14 protein-coding genes and 2 pseudogenes are annotated in these 16,089 nt (G+C 71.6%); 3 read left to right on the forward strand and 13 right to left on the reverse strand.

Annotated features, from left to right (window positions below; all coding sequences use genetic code 11):
• Window positions 1-83: 83 nt before the first annotated feature.
• The 8 genes and pseudogenes from OO68_RS24800 to OO68_RS24835 form a co-directional block, all read right to left on the reverse strand.
• Window positions 84-698 carry a response regulator transcription factor gene (locus OO68_RS24800; RefSeq protein WP_033311099.1) on the reverse strand — a complete coding sequence of 205 codons (615 nt, stop codon included), beginning with the start codon at window positions 696-698 and terminating at the stop codon, window positions 84-86.
• Window positions 695-1,861, reverse strand: a complete 1,167-nt coding sequence (locus OO68_RS24805; protein ID WP_033311101.1) for a sensor histidine kinase — start codon at window positions 1,859-1,861, stop codon at window positions 695-697. The genes OO68_RS24800 and OO68_RS24805 overlap by 4 nt, the downstream gene beginning before the upstream one ends.
• Entirely contained in the window at window positions 1,858-2,598 is a 741-nt protein-coding gene (locus OO68_RS24810; RefSeq protein WP_033311103.1) for an ABC transporter permease, read from the reverse strand. The genes OO68_RS24805 and OO68_RS24810 overlap by 4 nt, the downstream gene beginning before the upstream one ends.
• A complete protein-coding gene (locus OO68_RS24815; protein WP_033311105.1) occupies window positions 2,595-3,506 on the reverse strand; it encodes an ABC transporter ATP-binding protein in 912 nt (303 codons plus the stop codon). The genes OO68_RS24810 and OO68_RS24815 overlap by 4 nt, the downstream gene beginning before the upstream one ends.
• Before the next feature lie 143 nt (window positions 3,507-3,649).
• Window positions 3,650-6,307 (reverse strand): hypothetical protein, encoded by a 2,658-nt coding sequence (locus OO68_RS24820; RefSeq protein ID WP_033311107.1) that lies wholly within the window; start codon window positions 6,305-6,307, stop codon window positions 3,650-3,652.
• A gap of 155 nt (window positions 6,308-6,462) precedes the next feature.
• Window positions 6,463-6,873 carry a DUF6113 family protein gene (locus OO68_RS24825; RefSeq protein ID WP_033311108.1) on the reverse strand — a complete coding sequence of 137 codons (411 nt, stop codon included), beginning with the start codon at window positions 6,871-6,873 and terminating at the stop codon, window positions 6,463-6,465.
• The gene (gene mshB, locus OO68_RS24830) at window positions 6,870-7,730 is read right to left on the reverse strand and encodes an N-acetyl-1-D-myo-inositol-2-amino-2-deoxy-alpha-D-glucopyranoside deacetylase (protein ID WP_033311109.1); all 861 of its coding nucleotides are present in this window, start codon (window positions 7,728-7,730) and stop codon (window positions 6,870-6,872) included. Before mshB ends, OO68_RS24825 begins: the two co-directional genes overlap by 4 nt.
• Before the next feature lie 34 nt (window positions 7,731-7,764).
• Window positions 7,765-7,965 (reverse strand): annotated as a pseudogene (locus OO68_RS24835) (Uma2 family endonuclease); the annotation flags it as partial.
• A gap of 175 nt (window positions 7,966-8,140) precedes the next feature.
• Here OO68_RS24835 and OO68_RS42415 point away from each other — a divergent pair.
• Window positions 8,141-9,024 (forward strand): annotated as a pseudogene (locus OO68_RS42415) (helix-turn-helix domain-containing protein).
• Complete coding sequence (locus OO68_RS24845; RefSeq protein ID WP_033311110.1) at window positions 9,021-9,230, forward strand: DUF397 domain-containing protein; 210 nt, start codon at window positions 9,021-9,023, stop codon at window positions 9,228-9,230. Before OO68_RS42415 ends, OO68_RS24845 begins: the two are co-directional and overlap by 4 nt.
• A gap of 18 nt (window positions 9,231-9,248) precedes the next feature.
• Here the strand turns inward: OO68_RS24845 and OO68_RS24850 are convergent, their stop codons facing one another.
• Window positions 9,249-9,443 (reverse strand): hypothetical protein, encoded by a 195-nt coding sequence (locus OO68_RS24850; protein ID WP_030842840.1) that lies wholly within the window; start codon window positions 9,441-9,443, stop codon window positions 9,249-9,251.
• Window positions 9,444-9,620: 177 nt separating this feature from the next.
• Here OO68_RS24850 and OO68_RS24855 point away from each other — a divergent pair, with 177 nt between their 5' ends.
• On the forward strand, window positions 9,621-11,747 hold the full coding sequence (locus OO68_RS24855; protein ID WP_033311112.1) for a S9 family peptidase: 2,127 nt from the start codon (window positions 9,621-9,623) through the stop codon (window positions 11,745-11,747).
• Between the two features lie 224 nt (window positions 11,748-11,971).
• On the opposite strand, the gene OO68_RS24860 is transcribed toward OO68_RS24855, so the two are convergent.
• From OO68_RS24860 to OO68_RS24875, 4 genes are read right to left on the reverse strand one after another with little or no spacing between them, the layout of a single operon-like run.
• Window positions 11,972-13,120 (reverse strand): ABC transporter ATP-binding protein, encoded by a 1,149-nt coding sequence (locus OO68_RS24860; RefSeq protein ID WP_033311113.1) that lies wholly within the window; start codon window positions 13,118-13,120, stop codon window positions 11,972-11,974.
• Window positions 13,113-14,171, reverse strand: a complete 1,059-nt coding sequence (locus OO68_RS24865) for an ABC transporter ATP-binding protein (protein ID WP_033311114.1) — start codon at window positions 14,169-14,171, stop codon at window positions 13,113-13,115. The genes OO68_RS24860 and OO68_RS24865 overlap by 8 nt, the downstream gene beginning before the upstream one ends.
• Window positions 14,172-14,182: 11 nt before the next feature.
• Window positions 14,183-15,145 (reverse strand): ABC transporter permease, encoded by a 963-nt coding sequence (locus OO68_RS24870; protein ID WP_033311115.1) that lies wholly within the window; start codon window positions 15,143-15,145, stop codon window positions 14,183-14,185.
• Window positions 15,138-16,067 (reverse strand): ABC transporter permease, encoded by a 930-nt coding sequence (locus OO68_RS24875; protein WP_033311117.1) that lies wholly within the window; start codon window positions 16,065-16,067, stop codon window positions 15,138-15,140. The genes OO68_RS24870 and OO68_RS24875 overlap by 8 nt, the downstream gene beginning before the upstream one ends.
• Window positions 16,068-16,089: the final 22 nt, after the last annotated feature.

Below are 16,089 nucleotides of genomic sequence, written 5' to 3' on the forward strand. Positions count from 1 at the left end.
GTGTGCGTGTGCGGGCTGGTCGTGGTTGATCGCGCTCACGCGGCGGAGCCGCATATCGACACAGCCCCGCGCCCCTGAGAGCTCTACAACCAGCCCTTTTCACGTGCTGCGCGGATCGCCTCCGCGCGGTTTCTCACCGCCAGCTTCTGGATGGCCGTGCTGAGGTAGTTGCGGACCGTGCCCTGGGAGAGGTGCAGGGATGCTGCCAGTTCGGCGTTGGTGGAGCCGTCGGCGGCGGCCCGGAGGACCTCGCGCTCCCGGTCCGTCAGCGGGTTGGCGCCGTCCGCGAGGGCCGCTGCCGCCAGGGTGGGGTCGATGACGCGTTCGCCGGTGAGGACCCTGCGGATCGCCTCGGCGAGCTGGGCGGCGGGGGCGTCCTTGACCAGGAAGGCGTCGGCGCCGGACTCCATGGCGCTGCGCAGGTAGCCGGGCCGGCCGAAGGTGGTGAGGATGACCAGCTTCACGGCGGGGAGTTCGGCGTGCAGCCGGGCCGCGGCCTCGATCCCCGTCAGGCCGGGCATCTCGATGTCCAGGAGGGCCACGTCCACCGCGTGTTCGCGGGCCGCTCGCAGGACCTCGTCGCCGCGGGCCACCTGGGCGACGACCTCGATGTCCTCCTCCAGGCCGAGCAGGGCGGCCAGGGCCTCGCGGACCATCGACTGGTCCTCGGCGAGCAGGACCTTGATCGTGCGGCTCATGCCGGGGATCCTACGTCCGCCGTTCCGGCCGTCGGCACCCGGGCGACCAGGCGGAAGCCGTGCTTGAGCGGGCCGGCCTCCAGGGTGCCGCCGGCCTTGGTGAGGCGTTCGATGAGGCCCGCGAGGCCGTTTCCGTGGCCGGTGCCCGGGCCGCCCGAGCCGTTGTCCTCGACGGTGAGTTCCAGTACCGGGCCGTCGAGGGTCTGGCGGTGCAGCAGCCCGACCGTGCAGCGGCGGGCACCGCTGTGGCGTACGACGTTGGTGACCGCCTCGCGCAGCGCCCAGGCGAGGGCGGACTCGCTCTCCTCCGGCACGCCGGCGAGGGCGGGCTCGGCGGGCAGCTCGGCGATGACGCCGGCCGCGGTCAGGGCGGCCCGGGCACCGGCGAGTTCGGCGTTCAGGCGGGGGCGGCGGTAGCCGGTGACGGCCTCGCGTACGTCGACGAGGGCCTGGCGGCTGACCTGCTCGATGTCGGCGACCTGCTGGGCCGCCTGGTCGGGCCGGCCGGGCAGCATTCGCCCGGCCAGCTCGCTCTTGAGGGTGATCAGGGACAGGGAGTGGCCGAGCAGGTCGTGCAGGTCCCGGGCCAGGCGCAGGCGCTCCTCGTTGGCGGCGAGCTGCGCGACGGTGGCGCGGGCCTCGCGCAGTGCGATGGTGGTCCGCACGAGTTCGCGTACGCCGGTCATCGCGAAGCCGCCGAGCAGGGCCGGGATGAGGAGGCCGGCCAGGTAGGCCATCCCGTCGTGCGTCGCGAGCGCCACGGCGGTCAGCAGCGCGCACGCGGCCGGGATCGTCCAGCGGGCCATGCGCAGGGGCAGGGCCGCCCCGGAGGCGATGGAGACGTACACGAACAGCACCAGCCACTCGCGGCCCAGGGTCAGGGCGAGGAGCGTGGACTGGGCCGCGAGGACGCCGAGCGAGCCGAGCACCAGGGTGTTGCGCTCACCCCGGCCGGTGCGGAAGACCAGCAGCATGTACCAGGTGACGAACGCGGCCAGGCCGGTCCAGCCGAGGATCGTCACGCCCGTGCTGTGGCCGCCGTGCAGCAGGTCGGTGACGGGTGCGCTCAGGTAGACCAGCCAGATGCCGGTCCACAGCGACTTCACCGCCCGCTGCCGGCGGTTCACCGGGCGCTGCCCCATGCCGAATCCGACGCCGCTCACGCCTTCAGGGTGTCCTTCCGGTACAGCCAGGCCGCGCCGCCCGCGAACAGGACGAACGACACCACGAGGACGGCGAGGTCCTGGACGTGCGGGGCGCGGCTCTGCTCGATGGCCCGCCCGAGGGCAGCGTACGCGTGCGTGGGCAGCCACTTCGCGATGTCCTGGAGCCAGCCGGGGAAGCTCGTCGTGGGCATCCACAGGCCGCCCAGCATGGACAGGCCGAAGTAGGTGATCATCGTGATCGGGCGGACCGCGTCCCCACTGGCCAGGTAGCCGATGGCGACGCCGAGCGCCGCGAAGACGAAACTGCCGGCCCAGATCGCGCCGGTGAGGGCGAGCCACTGCCAGGCATCCAGACGTACGTCCTTCACGGCCGCGGCGACGGCGAAGACGATGACGATGGACGGCAGGCTGACGACGGCGGCGCTCGCGGTCTTGGCGAGGACGTAGCCGCGGCCCGGCAGCGTGGTGAGGCGCAGCTGGCGCACCCAGCCGCCCTCGCGTTCCTTGGCGATGCGCTCGCTGTTGCCCATGAGGACGGCCGTGAGGGCGCCGAAGGACGCCATGGAGACCATCATGTAGGTCGGGACGGTCAGGCCGGTGCCGGGGACCTTCGTGCCGCTGTCGGCGTTGCCCGCGATGAGCAGGAACAGCACCGACGGGTAGATCACGGAGAAGAAGAGGAACTTGCGGTTGCGCAGGGCCCGGGTGAGTTCGAGTCTGATCAGCGTGTTCACCGGGACTTCGCCTCCTCGGCGCTGGTGATGGCGACGAAGGCCTGCTCCAGGCCGAGCCCGGCGACTTCGAGGTTGCGGGGGTAGACGCCGAGGCCGTACAGGGCGTGGACGGTCGCGTCGGCGTCGGAGGACTGGATGCGCACGGTCCGGCCGGAGATGTCGATGCCGGTCAGGAACGGCAGGGCGCGCAGGGCGGGTTCGTCGATGGCGTCCGCGATGTCGAAGGAGACCCGGCGGGCGCCCGCCTTGGCCTTGATCTCGGCGGCCGTGCCGTCGGCGAGGAGCCTGCCGCGGTGCAGCACGAGGACCCGGTCGGCGACGGCGTCGGCCTCTTCGAGGTAGTGGGTGGCGAAGAGCACGGTCCGGCCCTGGCCGGCCTGTTCGCGCATGGTGGCCCAGAAGGCCTGGCGGGTGGTGACGTCCATGCCGGTGGTGGGCTCGTCCAGCACGATGAGGTCGCTGTCGCCTGCGGTGGCGAGGGCGAAGCGGACACGCTGGGCTTGGCCGCCGGAGAGCTTGTCGACCTTGCGGTCGGCGATCTGCGCGACGCCCGCGCGCACCAGGACCTCGGAAGGGCGGTACGGCTTCGGGTGCAGGTCGCAGGCGAGCCGCACCAGTTCGGCGACCGTGACCTCGTCCATGAGGCCGCCGCTCTGCAGCATGGCGCCCACGCGCCCGGCGACGATGGCGTCCCGGGGGCTGGTGCCGAAGAGCCGGACCGTGCCGCTGTCGGGCCGCTTGAGGCCGAGCAGCAGATCGAGGGTGGTGGACTTGCCGGCACCGTTGGGACCGAGCAGCGCCACGGTCTCCCCCGGGCGCAGCGCGAGCGTCAGCCCGTCCACGGCCCGGACGGTGCCGTACGCCTTGCTCACCTGGTCGAACGCGACCACCGAAGCTGTCGTTGTCATACGGACATCGTGGCTTCGGGGGTGCCGGCGGGGGCAGTGCCGGGTGTCCGGAGTGCCGCATGACAGGTGTCATGCCGATGGAGTGACTGCGAGAGCCCCCGCCCTCATCGGGCGGGGGCTCTCGTACGGCGGGTGGCCGCAGGTCAGTTCGGCTTGGTGTCGATGACTCCGACGCGCTCCGCGGGCGTCTTGCCGCGCAGGGCGTCGCGCAGCGCGGCGACGACGTCCTGCGGGGTGACGTCCCGCTTGCCGCTCGCGCCGTCGATCTGCACGCCCTCGAAGGTGGTGCCGTACGCCTCCTGGAGGGCCTTGAGGTTGTACGTGTCCACCAGTTTGCCGTCGACGGCCTTGAAGCTCAGGATCTTCGGCAGCGAGACCTTACCGAAGTCGATGCTGTGCGCCGCGTCGGTGCGGATGGTGACGAGGTCGGACATCGCGGGCTGCGCGAAGTCCTTGAGCACCCGGTCGACCTCGGCGTTCGAGACGGTCGGCTGCCGGGTGGTGGTCGGGAGGTTCACCGTGCCGGGCCTGCCGGTCTCCACCTGGGTGCGGTACGCCTCCTCCACCACCGTCGTCGACTTGGCGAGGTCGATGCCCTTGCCCACCTTGCCGTACACAGGGACGGCCTTGCCGCCCTTGAACTCGATCGTGCCGTCGGTCGACGCGCCGGAGCCGCCCGCCGCCTCCTCCAGGGAGGCGTGCAGCTTCTCCTCGTCGACGGGCATGACCGGCGTGACGGCACGGTGGTTGCCGAAGAGCGAGGCGATCACGGAGACCGGGTTGTAGTCGCTCTTGGCCGCCGCGTCGGCCGTGGCGTCCATGTCGAACTGCAGGCCCGCGTTGTCCGGGTCGAGGGCGACGGTCTTGCCGCCCACCGACAGCTTCAGCTCCTTGCCGACGCGATCGTCGAAGGCCTCGTCGAGCTTCTTGACCGCGCCGTCGCGGGTGGTGCCGCCGATGTCGACGCCGAGCACGGTGGTGCCCTTGGGCACGTCGGTGCGGTTCATCAGCAAACCGGCGCCGTAGACGCCACCGGCGGCCACGACCAGGCCGACCGCGAGCAGCACGAGCTTGCTGCGGCCCTTCCTCTTCGGCGCCGTGGAGGAGCTCGCCGGGGGCGGGGAGACCGGCTCGGGCAGCTTCGGGGCCGTGTGGGGCGCCGGGCCGTCACCGGGCGCGCCCGGGCCGAACGGCGAGGCCGCGCCGGACGGCACGACGGGGATGCCGCTGGTGACCGTGTGCCCGGAGACGTTGTCGTGCCGGGGGCCGTAGCCCGGGCCGTCCGGGGGTTCGGGGGCCGGCTTCTGCGGGGTGAGGATGGCGGTGTCGTCGCTCAGGCCACCGCCGGGGCCACCGCCGGGGCCTGCGGCGCCGGGAGCGGGGGTGCCGCCCTGGGTGCCAGGGGCGCCGGGGACGCCCGGGCCGCCGGGACCGCCGCCTATGGCTCCGGGCCCGGCGGGTGCGCCGGGGCCTCCCGGCCGGCCGGGGTTGTCGAAGGCCTCGGGAGCGCCGGGACGACCCGGGTCGCCGTAGCCGCCGGGACCGCCGGAGGTGCCGGGTCCGCCGGAGCGGCCAGGGTCACCGAAGCCGCCAGGGGCGCCGGGTCCGCCAGGGGTACCGGGGGTGCCGGCGCGACCGGGGTCGTTGAAGCCGCCGGGGCCGCCAGGGGCGCCGGAGCGGCCGGGGTCGTTGAAGGCCTCGGGGGCGCCGGGCCTGCCCGGGGCGCCGTAACCGCCGGGGCCGCCGCCCGGGGTGCCGGGGCCACCAGGACCGCCCGGGGCGCCAGGGCCGCCGGGTGCGTTGAAGGCGCCCGGGCCTGTCTGGCCACCGGGTCCACCCGGCTCGTTGCCGAAGCCGCCGGGGCCGCCCTGGGCGCCGGGTGCGTCGAAGCCGGCCGGGGGCACCATCGGGCCGTCGCCGGTGACCGGTCCGCCGGTCGGGCCGGCCGGGCCCTGCGCACCGGGCGCGCCCGTCTCGCCGAAGCCGTTCGCAGCGCTCGGGCCGCCGGTCCGGCCGTCGTAGCCGCCCTGTCCGTTCTCGGCGAAGTACGGCAGGTCGTCGCGGCGCGGTTCGCCGCCGCCCGGGGCGGGACGCGAGCCGTTGCCCAGCGGGCCCGCCGCCAGGGCCTCGGTCACGTCGAAGGAGCCGGTGCCGCCGCCGTGCCCGGGCGCGACGGGGCCGCCGGTCGCGCCGCCCGGGAGCCCGGCACCGTTCGTGCCGCCGGACCGGGAGCCGCCCGGCGCGCCCATGGAGCCGACCACGCCTCCGGGCCGCCCGGCACCCGGCCGGGCCCCGCCGGTGGCACCGGAACTCGGCGTCCCTGCAGCGGGACCGCCCGCCGCCGGACCCGAACCGCCCGGCAGCCCGGCCCCGTTGGTGGAGCCGCCGCCCGGACCGCCCTTGCCCCCGCCGGACTTGCGTGGCGCGAACCAGTCGCTGGCCGGCTTGTCCTCGCCCTGCTGTGCCGGATCGGCGGGAGCCTCGACCGTGCCCGCGGACGGGGCGGCGCCCGGCGCCGTCGGCTCGTCGGCGCGCGTGTCGGTGTCGGCCTGGCCCTCCGCCTCCGCGACGGGCTTGCGCACCACCACGGGCGGAATCGGCCGCGACCCGGGGATGTTGATCCGGATCCGGGTCGTCAGCGTGGTCTCGGTCTTGCGTTCCTCCGGCCGCGTGGCGGAACGGCCCGCGTCCGCACCGGCGTCGGAGACCGTCGGGGTCCCGTACGGCGGCGTACCCGACGGGTAGGCGGCTCCGCCGCGCCCGTTGGGCCCGGAGGACGGAGTGTCAGTTTCACGACTCAAGGCAGGTTCTCCCGGTTGGCTCCGCCGCCCGACACGACCTCACGCGGGCAGCTCGGCGGCGCGCACCACCATACTGGCCACTTCTCGCCCGTATCCCCTGACCGCCTTGGAAACCCACACCGGACCCCCACGGCCACGTCTGGCGAAGTGGTACGTCACTTGGCAAGTCGGACGGGATCGCCGTCCGGTTGCCGCCCGGGGGAGAGGGTGGCGCAGATCACAGCTACGGCGATGCCCCCGAGCAGGTAGAGATAGGAGCCGCTCCCCGCGGCGAAGAGGAAGTCGCCCTCGGTGCGGCTGGCGGTGAGCAGGACGACGGCGAGCATCCAGCCCGCGGCGACCGCGACGCCCCCGGCCCGGCCTCGCAGAACGCGAGTGGCGCCCAGGACGGCTCCGGCCTCAGCGGCCAGGGCGAGCAGCAGCCCGCCCGGGAACCAGCCGGGCTGTACCAGCGCCCCGGCCACGCCGACCACGGCGCCGAGCACGAAGAACCCGAGGCAGGCGGCGGCGCGTCCGGCGGTGGGCGGCCGCATCGGCTGGGCCAGCATCGGCGTACGGTCGCTCATGACGCCTCCTCCAGACCGGCGAACAGGTCCGTCTCGCGCTGGCCGGGGCCCCGCTCGCCTCGCACCAGCTCGTAGTACTCGGTCGTGAGGATGGGCTGGGCGAGTTCGTTGGAGAGCACGAAGTACGGCCCGGCCACGGTGATCTGGGTGGCGTGGGCACGCATCGCGGCGGCCTTGGCCCCGGCGTGGGCGGTGCCGTCGATCTCGGTGGTGATCCGCTCCTCGGGCACGACACCCGGGACGTCGTCGACCTCGGCCGCCTTGGTGAAGGGAGTGCCGGGCAGGTCCTTGCGGAGCTGCGCGAAGGACTCCTCCACAACGGGCCGGGGGACCCGGTTCCAGTAGACCTTGGGGATGGGCACACCGGCTTCGGCGGACAGTTCCACGGCGCGCATCGCGACGCGGTGGGCCTGGATGTGGTCGGGGTGGCCGTAGCCGCCGTTGTCGTCGTAGGTCACCAGGACCTGGGGGCGTACCTCGCGGATCACCTCGACGAGGTGCGCGGCGGCCTCGTCGACGTCGGCCTGCCAGAAGCAGGCGGGGTCGTCGTTGTCGGGCAGGCCCATCATCCCGGAGTCGCTGTAGCGCCCGGCGCCGCCGAGCAGGCGGACGTCGTGGACGCCGAGCCCGGCCATGGCGGCGGCGAGCTCACTGCGGCGGTGCTGCCCCAGGGCGGCGCCCGTCAGGTGCGCGAGCTCGGGCGGGATGACCTCGCCGCGTTCACCGAGGGTGCACGTGACCAGGGTGACGTGGGCACCCTCGGCCGCGTACCGGGCCATGGTCGCGCCGTTGTTGATCGACTCGTCGTCCGGGTGCGCGTGCACCAGCAGCAGACGCCGGGAGGGCAGTTCCGTCATGGGGTCAGCCTACGAGGCGCGGGGCCCCTCCCCGTCACCCCTCGTCGCCGAGCCCGTCGTCGTCCCGGTAGCGGGGCAGACCGCTCGTGGGGATGGTCCATTCTCCGATGGTGACGTCCTCGCCGTGGACGAAGTCCTTGCGCACCGCGTAGCGGGGACCGTCGGGGGTGGCGTGGATCTCGGCGAAGACGGCACCGCTGCCGGTACGGGGGTCGAAGATCCCGTAGGTCGGGAGCCGAGCAGCGCGCCGACGCCACCGGAGCGCGAGGACGCGGGTTCCGGTGCCGTACAGCCCGGTTCGGCCCGGGACGGTCTTGTGCGGGAACCGCCCCTCGGCGACACCGACCGGACCTACCGCGGAGAGTGATCGCGCGACTGCACAGAGCGAACGGTATGACGGAGGGGCACGCATGTCGGTGGACGGCGAGGCGGTGCGGGTCGGGAGCGACACGGAGCGGACGGACGAGCCGGGCTGGGAGGTGGACCCAGACGACGACTGGGCCCTGGCCGTGGTGGCCACGGTGGGGCGGCAGTTGAGGCTCCGCCGGGAGGCGGCGGGGATGCGGGCGGGCGAGTTCGCCGTGACGGTCGGCTACGGCAAGGACCATCCGCAAGATCGAGGGCGGCAAACGGATCCCCCGGCCCGAGTATCTGGACATGGCGGACGAGGTGCTGGGCGCCGGGGGGGCTCATCGCGGCGATGAAGGAGGACGTGAAGAGGGTCCGGTATCCCAAGAAGGTGCGGGATCTGGCGCAGATGGAGGCTCGGGCGGTCGAGCTCCAGCTCTACGATCCGCTGCACATTCACGGCCTGTTGCCGACTCCGGAGTGCGCCCGCGCCCTCCTGTCGATGCGGCGCCCCGCCTACTCCATGGAGGAAGTGGAGCGGTTCGTCGCAGCACGGGTTGCGCGCAAGGAGATCTTCGAGCGGGACCCTGCACCCGATCTCAGCTTCGTCCTGGAGGAGTGGACACTTCGGCGACCGCTGGGTGGCAGGACGACTCTGCGCAGGCAACTCGAACACCTGTTTGAGGCAGGGCAGTTGCGGAACGTCGAGCTTCAGGTGATGCCGACGGAACGCGAGGAGCGTGCCGGAGTGGACGGCAGTATCGAGGTGCTGAAGCTCGAGGACGGTTCAGCGATCGGACGTTCACCGGCAGTGGCCAACGGCCGCCCGGATTCCGACCTGCGGCAACTCCGTATCCTGGAACTCCGGTATGGCATCATCCGGGCCCAGGCGCTCACACCACGTGAGTCAGCCGCCTTCATCGAGAAGCTGCTGGGGGAGACATGACCCGCAAGACATTGCCGGGGGACGACTCCGGCCTGGCGTGGTTCAAGAGCAGCTACAGCAGTGGCAGTGAGGGCGATTCCTGCGTCGAGGTCGCCGAAGAACCCGGCACCGTCCACGTCCGTGACTCGAAGAACGCCGAGGGTCCGCGACTGGCCTTCGCTCCCGCCGCGTGGGCCGACGTCGTCCCCTACGCGGTCAGGGACTGACACGGGAGCGCACGGCGCTCAGAACTTGATACTGCCGATCATCCCCGCGATGTTCGTCGTCAGCTCGTTGATCGTCGGAGCGACGGTCGAGGAGGCGAGGTAGAAGCCGAGCAGCATGCAGACGATCGCATGCCCCGCCTTCAGACCCGACTTCTTGATCAACAAGAAGACGATGATCGCCAGCAGCACCACCGCCGAAATCGAGAGTGCCACGGCGGTTCACCTCCAAAGATCCACGAGGGCGCGGGGGGTCGGACTATGGGGGCATCAAATCAGTACAGCAGCCAGCAGGTTCATACCCACTATGCGACATTGATCATAACTATCCGGCTGCGCGCATCGATCGGCGCACGGCCGCACAAGGGGGCGCATGGCCAATATGGTCAGGGCATGACGACCGAGCCTCACTCCTTCCCCCGACGGCACGCCCGTACCCAGCGCTTCACGCTCGGCGCGCCGCGTTCGTTCACCGTGGCGCCCGACGGTTCGCGTGTCGTGTTCCTGCGCTCCGGTTCCGGCACGGACCGGGCGAATTCCCTCTGGGTCCTCGACGTGGAGGACGGCGGGGAGCGCGTGGCCGCCGACCCCCGCGCCCTGCTGGGCGGTGCCTCGGAGAACCTTTCGCCCGAGGAACGGGCCCGGCGCGAGCGCAGCCGCGAGGGCGGGGCCGGCATCGTCGGGTACGCCACCGACTCGGCCGTCGAACTGGCCTCTTTCGCCTTGTCAGGGCGGCTTTTCGCGGCCGAGCTGCGGGCCGGGACGGCACGTGAGCTGCCCGCCCCGGGGCCCGTGATCGACCCGCGTCCGTCGCCCGACGGGCGGCATGTCGCCTATGTCGCGCGGGGTGCCCTGCGGGTGGTGGGCGCCGAGGGGGAGGGCGACCGGGCGCTCGCCGAGCCGGAGTCGGAGAACGTCTCGTACGGGCTGGCCGAGTTCATCGCGGCCGAGGAGATGGGGCGTTCGCGGGGCTTCTGGTGGGCTCCGGAGTCGGACCGGCTGCTGATGGCGCGGGTGGACGACACGCCGGTGGGGCGGTGGTGGATCGCCGACCCGGCGCATCCGGAGCGGGAGCCGCAGCGGGTGCCGTACCCGGCTGCGGGCACCGGCAACGCGGAGGTGCGGCTGTTCGTGGTCGGCCTGGACGGGCTGCGCACGGAGGTCGCCTGGGACCGGGCGCGCTTTCCGTACCTGGCACATGTCCACTGGTCAGCGGCGGGGGCGCCGCTGCTGCTCGTACAGGCGCGCGACCAGCGCAGTCAGCTGATCCTGGCGGTGGACCCGGATTCCGGCGCGACGCGGATGGTGCACGCCGACGAAGATCGAACATGGCTTGATCTTTTCCCAGGAGTGCCCTGCTGGAGCCCGTCCGGGCAGCTGGTGCGGATCGCCGACGAGGGCGGTGCGCGGGTCCTGGCGGTCGGGGACCGGCCGCTCACCGGCGCGCAGTTGCACGTCCGGGCCGTGCTGGACGTCTCCGAGCACGACGTGCTCGTGTCGGCGTCGGCGGGTGCGGAGGCCGCCGGTGCGGCGGAGACGGGCCAGGTGCACGTGTACCGGGTGAACGAGCTGGGCGTGGAGCGGGTGTCGCAGGAGCCGGGCGTGCACGCGGCGGTGCGGGCCGGGGAGGTGACGGTCCTGGTGTCGGCGACGCTGAACCGGCCAGGTTCGCGCGCGCAGGTCCTGCGCGACGGAAAACCGACTAGGACTATCCCCTCGTACGCCGAAGATCCCGGTATGTCCCCCCGCGTGACGCTCACCGAGGGGGGCGCACGCCGCGTCCCGTGCGCCGTGCTTATGCCTCGGGACTACGACGGTGACACCCCCCTGCCGGTGCTCATGGACCCGTACGGAGGGCCGCACGGTCAGCGGGTGGTCGCCTCCCACAACGCCCACCTCACATCACAGTGGTTCGCGGACCAGGGCTTCGCGGTCGTGGTCGCGGACGGCCGCGGCACCCCGGGCCGCTCCCCCGCCTGGGAGAAGGCGGTCCACCACGACTTCACGCTGTCGCTGGACGACCAGGTGGACGCCCTGGAGGACCTCGCGAAGCGCCACCCCCTGGACCTGTCCCGTGTGGCGATCCGGGGCTGGTCCTACGGCGGCTGGCTGGCGGGCCTGGCGGTGCTGCGCCGCCCGGACGTCTTCCACGCGGGCATCGCGGGCGCGCCGGTGACGGACTGGGCCCTGTACGACACCCACTACACGGAGCGCTACCTGGGCACGCCGGCGGAACACCCGGAGTCCTACGCCAAGAGCTCCCTGGTGACCGCCGAGGGGCTGTCCTCCCCCGCCGAGCCGCACCGCCCCCTGATGATCGTGCACGGCCTCGCCGACGACAACGTGGTGGTCGCCCACGCCCTGCGCCTGTCCTCGGCCCTGCTGGCCGCCGGCCGCCCCCACGAGGTGCTGCCGCTGTCCGGCGTCACCCACATCACCCCCCAGGAACAGGTCGCCGAGAACCTGCTCCTCCTCCAGGTCGACTTCCTGAAGCGCTCCCTGGGCATCACGACGCCCTGAACACGGCGACGGGCCGGGGCGCCTCACAGCGCCCCGGCCCGCCTACGGCACCCGCACGGCCGTACGCTGACCAGCCTGACGTGTCCGTATATCGGAACCGGGTCGGCGAAGTTGCCTGCGTGTTAACGCAGTTGGGGCCGAGCGGGCCCGACCGCCGCCTTCCTGACCGCAAACGCCGGTTCCCGGCACCCCCTGGAGGGTGCCGGGAACCGGGGAGCAGTCGGTCAGGCCGCGTGGACCACGTCCTTCTCCTCCGCAAAGTGGCAGGCCGACTCGTGGGCCGCCGGGGTGTCCTCGCCCTTGAAGCGCTCGGGGACCGCCAGGAGCGGGACCTCCTGAGCGCACTTGTCCTCGGCCTTCCAGCAGCGGGTGCGGAAGCGGCAGCCCGACGGCGGGTTGGCCGGGGACGGGACGTCGCCGGTGAGGATGATCCGCTCGCGGCCCTCGCGGGACTCCGGGTCGGGGACCGGGACGGCCGACAGCAGCGCCTGGGTGTAGGGGTGCGTCGGGTGGTCGTAGATCTCGGTGTCCGTGCCGATCTCGGCCATCTTGCCGAGGTACATCACACCGACCCGGTCCGAGATGTGCCGGACGATCGACAGGTCGTGGGCGATGAACACGTAGGACAGGTTGAACTCGTCCTGCAGCCGTTCCATCAGGTTGATGACCTGTGCCTGGACGGAGACGTCCAGGGCCGACACCGGCTCGTCGCAGATGATGATCTCGGGGTTCAGGGCCAGGCCGCGGGCGATGCCGATGCGCTGGCGCTGACCGCCGGAGAACTGGTGCGGATAGCGGTTGATGTACTCCGGGTTGAGGCCGACGACGTCCAGGAGTTCCTGCACCTTGCGGCGCCGGTCCCCCTTCGGGGCCACCTCGGGGTGGATGTCGAACGGCTCCCCGATGATGTCGCCCACCGTCATACGGGGGTTGAGCGAGGTGTAGGGGTCCTGGAACACCATCTGGATGTTCCGGCGGACGGCCTTCAGCGCACGCCCCGACAGCTTGGTGACGTCCTGGCCCTTGTAGAAGATCTCGCCGGCGGTCGCCTTCTCCAGCATCATCAGCAGCTTGGCGACCGTGGACTTGCCACAGCCGGACTCGCCCACGATGCCGAGCGTCTCGCCCTGGAAGAGGTCGAAGGAGATGCCGTCGACCGCCTTGACCGCCCCGACCTGCTTCTTGAACAGGATGCCCTGGGTGAGCGGGAAGTGCTTGACCAGGTTGCGCACCTGGAGGATCGGCTCACCGCGCTCCACCGGCGCGTCGAGCGCGGCCACCGCCGCCTCCTCGGTCGCTGCGTCGACCGTCTCGACCTCGGTGACGTTGGGGGTGGCGTCCATGGACTCGTCCTTCTTGCCCAGCTCAGCCATGGATCGTCTCCTTCCAGAAGTGGCACGCGCTGCCGCGGCCGGTCAGCTCGCCGCCGTCCCGCTCGGTGACGGGGTGCAGCGGCGGGATGTCCGTGCGGCAGATGTCCTGCGCCTGCGGGCACCGCGGGTTGAAGGCGCAGCCGGACGGGATACGCGTCAGGTTGGGCGGCAGCCCCTTGATCGCGTACAGCTCCTGGCCCTTCTGGTCCAGGCGCGGGATCGAGTCCAGCAGACCCTTGGTGTACGGGTGCGCGGGGCGCTTGTACAGCTCGTGCACCGGGGCGCGCTCGACGATGCGCCCCGCGTACATCACGGCGATCTTGTCCGCGACGTCGGCGACCACGCCGAGGTCGTGGGTGATCAGGATGAGCCCCATGTTGTACTCGCGCTGCAACTCCGCGAGCAGGTCCATGACCTGGGCCTGGACGGTCACGTCGAGAGCCGTGGTGGGCTCGTCGGCGATGATCAGGTCCGGCTCCAGGGCGAGCGCCATCGCGATCATGATGCGCTGGCGCATACCGCCCGAGAACTGGTGCGGGTAGTCGTTCACCCGGGCCGCGGCGGCCGGGATCTTCACCCGGTCCATCAGCTCGATCGCCTTGGCCTTGGCGTCCTTCTTGGACATGCCCTGATGGACGCGGAACATCTCGCTGAGCTGGTAGCCCACGGAGAGGACCGGGTTCAGCGAGGACAGCGCGTCCTGGAAGATCATCGCGATCTTGCTGCCGCGGATCCTCCGGCGCTCCTCGGCGGACATCTTCAGCATGTCCTGGCCGCGGAAGAGGATCTCCCCCTTGGGGATACGGCCGGGCGGCATGTCGAGGATGCCCATGATCGCCTGAGCGGTCACGGACTTGCCGGAGCCGGACTCGCCGAGCACGGCGAGCGTCTCACCGGCGGCGACGGAGTAGTTGACGCCGTTGACGGCCTTGGCCACCCCGTCGCGGGTGTGGAACTCCACGTGCAGGTCGCGGACTTCGAGCAGGGGGCGGCCGGTGTCCCCGGAACCGTCCGGAGCGGGGCTCTCGGCCGTTTCGTCGATGATGGTCACGTACGCCTCCCTCAGCGCAGCTTGGGGTCGAGGGCGTTGCGTACCGCATCGCCGAACATCAGGAACGAGAGCACCGTGATCGAGACCATCACCGACGGGATGATCAGGGTGTGCGGGGCGATACGGAGCTGCTCACGTCCTCGTGCCACGTCGCCGCCCCAGGACACGGCCGAGTCACCGAGACCCACGCCCAGGAAGGACAGGGTGGCCTCGGCCGCGATGTAGCCGCCGAGCGCGATGGTCGCCACGACGATGATGGGCGCGAGCGCGTTGGGCAGGATGTGCCGGAGCAGGATCCGGCTCGTCGACGCGCCGAGCGCCTTCGCGGCCACCACGTAGTCCGACTGTTTGATGGTGATCACGGCACCGCGTGCGACTCGGGCGATCTGGGTCCAGCCGAGGAAGGCGAGGGCCATGATGACGACCAGGACGGTGCGGTCGTCGAAGGAGTTGAGCACCACCAGGGCGCCGAGCAGGAACGGGATGCCGAGGAAGACGTCCGTCATCCGCGAGAGCAGGGTGTCGGTCCAGCCGCCGAAGTAGCCGGCGATCATGCCGATGAGCGTGCCGATGACGGTGACGGCGACGGTGACGCCCACACCGACGCTGATCGAGGCGCGGGCGCCGTAGACGATACGGGCGTAGATGGAACGCCCCTGGACGTCGTAGCCGAACCAGTCGGCGGCGAAGACGTGGCCCCAGTTCGGCTTGCCCAGGTAGTGCTTGGCCAGGTCGGCGTCGCGCGGGGAGGCGCTGGTGAACAGCCCCGGCCAGAGCGCCATCACCAGCAGGAACACGATCAGCAAGCCCGAGACCAGGAACAGCGGGTTGCGCCGCAGGTCGTGCCAGGCGTCGGACCACAGGCTGCGGGCCTTCTCGGGAGCGGGGCCAGCGTCGGTCACGACGACGGCCGCGGTGCTCACGGTGTCGCCGGGAAGGGCTTCGACCTTCTTTTCGACGGTCTTGTCAGGCATACCGGATCCTCGGGTCCAGGACCGCGTAGAGCAGGTCGACGATCAGGCTGGTGGCGAGGTAGATGAGCACCAGCAGCGAGGCGATGCCCACGACCGTGGCGCCCTCCCGCCGGGTGAGCGCCTCGTAGACCTCGAAGCCGACACCCCGCACGTTGAAGATGCCCTCGGTCACGATGGCTCCGGTCATCAGGCTGCCGATCTCGATGCCGAGGAAGGTGACCACGGGGATCAGCGAGTTGCGCATCAGGTGGACACCGATGACACGCCGGCGCGGCAGCCCCTTGGCCACGGCGGTGCGGATGTAGTCCGCACGCAGGTTCTCCGCGATCGAGGTGCGGGTCAACCGGGCGACGTAGGCGAGGGAGAGCGACGCCAGCACCATGGCGGGGAGCGCGAGCTGGCCGAAGTCCGTCGTGTCGGTCACGGTGGGCGTGGTGACCTGCCACTTGAAGGCGAACAGGTACTGCATCAGGAAGCCCAGCACGAAGGACGGCATCGAGACCAGGACCAGCGTCAGCGTCAGCAGTCCGCGGTCCCTGAGCGTGTCGGGGCGCAGGCCGGCGACGACACCGAGGCCGATGCCCACGAGCGTGACGAAGGTGAAGGCGAAGAGTGTCAGCCGGAGAGTCACCGGGAACGCGCCGGCGATGATGTCCGCGATGGGCTGCTTGCTGGCGACCTGGGTACCGAAGTCGCCCTGGGCCAGCCCGACCATGTAGTTCACGTACTGCTGAAGGAGCGGCTGATCAAGGCCGAGGTCCTTCTTGATGCTGGCGACCACCGTCGGGTCGTACGCCTGATCCCCCATCATCGCCCGGACGGGATCGCCGGGCAGGGCGTACATCATGCAAAAGATGATCAAGGTTGACCCGATGAACACCGGGATCATCTGGAGCAGTCGCCGTGCGACATAGCGCCCCATAGGTGCCTCCGTGAGGGGTTAA

This window comes from Streptomyces iakyrus, assembly GCF_000717055.1.
Lineage (GTDB): Bacteria > Actinomycetota > Actinomycetes > Streptomycetales > Streptomycetaceae > Streptomyces > Streptomyces iakyrus.